Origin of the sequence: Clostridioides sp. GD02377 (assembly GCF_045899875.1) — a bacterium.
GTDB lineage: Bacteria > Bacillota > Clostridia > Peptostreptococcales > Peptostreptococcaceae > Clostridioides > Clostridioides difficile_A.
In genome coordinates this window covers 1-717 of the sequence record NZ_JBJODA010000068.1, presented here as the reverse complement: position 1 = coordinate 717, position 717 = coordinate 1, and the positions used below count along the sequence as shown (strand labels likewise).

Genomic DNA, 717 nt, shown 5'->3' with positions numbered 1-717 from the left:
ATTTGATTTGTACATATATAATTGTGGGTGCATAGCTCAGCTGGATAGAGCAACGCCCTTCTAAGGCGTGTGTCCGGGGTTCGAATCCCTGTGCGCTCACCACATATATTGGGGATTAGCCAAGTCGGTAAGGCACATGACTTTGACTCATGTATGCGTAGGTTCGAGTCCTGCATCCCCAGCCAAATAATATATTTGCTAAACTATATTTAAATTGTTTCTATTTTGAATATAGTTAGGTATGATTTTAAAGTAAGTTTAAGTATCTTAATGTGGAGAGGTGTCCGAGTGGTTTAAGGAGCTGGTCTTGAAAACCAGTGACTTCGAAAGGGGCCGTGGGTTCGAATCCCACCCTCTCCGCCAAATGCCCAGATAGCTCAGTCGGTAGAGCAGGGGACTGAAAATCCCCGTGTCGGTGGTTCGATTCCGCCTCTGGGCACCAAAGTATGGCGGTATAGCTTAGTTGGCTAGAGCGTTCGGTTCATACCCGAAAGGTCATAGGTTCGACTCCTATTACCGCTACTAAAATTTAATGTGGGCCATTAGCTCAGTTGGTTAGAGCGCCCGGCTCATAACCGGTAGGTCTGGGGTTCGAGTCCCTGATGGCCCACCACATTAAATTAAGCAAATAGCTTCGAGGTGTAGCGCAGTTTGGTAGCGCACATGGTTTGGGACCATGGGGCCGGGGGTTCGAGTCCCTTCACCTCGACCAATTAA

The 717-nt window shown here is 47.8% G+C and carries 7 tRNA genes; all 7 read left to right on the top strand.

The features are described 5' to 3' along the window. Positions 1-25: 25 nt before the first annotated feature. The 7 genes from Q3304_RS20815 (at position 26) to Q3304_RS20785 (ending at position 712) form a co-directional block, all read left to right on the top strand. Positions 26-102 (top strand) — tRNA-Arg (locus Q3304_RS20815). Positions 103-109: 7 nt separating this feature from the next. After that, a tRNA-Gln gene (locus Q3304_RS20810) sits at positions 110-185 on the top strand. A gap of 89 nt (positions 186-274) precedes the next feature. Next, positions 275-363 (top strand) — tRNA-Ser (locus Q3304_RS20805). Between the two features lie 3 nt (positions 364-366). Next, a tRNA-Phe gene (locus Q3304_RS20800) sits at positions 367-442 on the top strand. A 6-nt stretch (positions 443-448) separates the two neighbouring features. Beyond that, a tRNA-Met gene (locus tag Q3304_RS20795) sits at positions 449-522 on the top strand. Positions 523-536: 14 nt separating this feature from the next. Then, positions 537-613 (top strand) — tRNA-Ile (locus Q3304_RS20790). Positions 614-635: 22 nt separating this feature from the next. Next, positions 636-712: transfer RNA gene (locus Q3304_RS20785), tRNA-Pro, on the top strand. Positions 713-717 lie beyond the last annotated feature (5 nt).